The organism is Bifidobacterium ruminantium DSM 6489, from assembly GCF_000770925.1.
GTDB lineage: Bacteria > Actinomycetota > Actinomycetes > Actinomycetales > Bifidobacteriaceae > Bifidobacterium > Bifidobacterium ruminantium.
Genome location: NZ_JDTK01000062.1, coordinates 1 through 496, shown reverse-complemented (window position 1 = coordinate 496; position 496 = coordinate 1). Strand labels below are relative to the sequence as shown.

1 protein-coding gene is annotated in these 496 nt (G+C 48.6%); it reads left to right on the top strand.

What is annotated here, in order from left to right; genetic code table 11:
• A partial coding sequence (locus tag OU26_RS09360) for a restriction endonuclease subunit S domain-containing protein (RefSeq protein ID WP_033499132.1) occupies positions 1–496 on the top strand: 496 nt, incomplete at both ends.

The following is a 496-nucleotide window of genomic DNA, read 5'->3' as shown; positions in this document are numbered from 1 at the left end:
GTTTCACTGACCCTTGGGAACAGCGTAAGCTCTCTGATCTAACCGACAGGGTTTCCATTCAGTCAAGCGATTCCGATTTGCCTCAAGTCGAATACGAGGACATCATTCCCGGCGAAGATGCACTAAACAAAGATTTGCGCGACAAGAAAGGCGGCAAAACGGGAATTAAGTTTTACGCCGGAGATGTTCTATACGGGAAGCTTCGTCCTTATTTGATGAATTGGCTATATCCGCAGTTCAATGGTGTAGCTGTAGGTGATTTTTGGGTTCTTAGGGCTACAGAGTGTGACAGTTCATTTTTGTACCGGCTGGTTCAAACAGGCAGCTTCCAAAGGCTCGCAAATGTATCTTCGGGCTCTAAGATGCCTCGCGCAGATTGGAATCTGATTTCACAATCGTTCTTCGCCGTGCCCGCCGATCACGCCGAACAGAAGGCAATTGCGAAGGGCTTAGCCGAGCTTGACACCCTCATCACCCTTCATCAGCGTAAGTATGA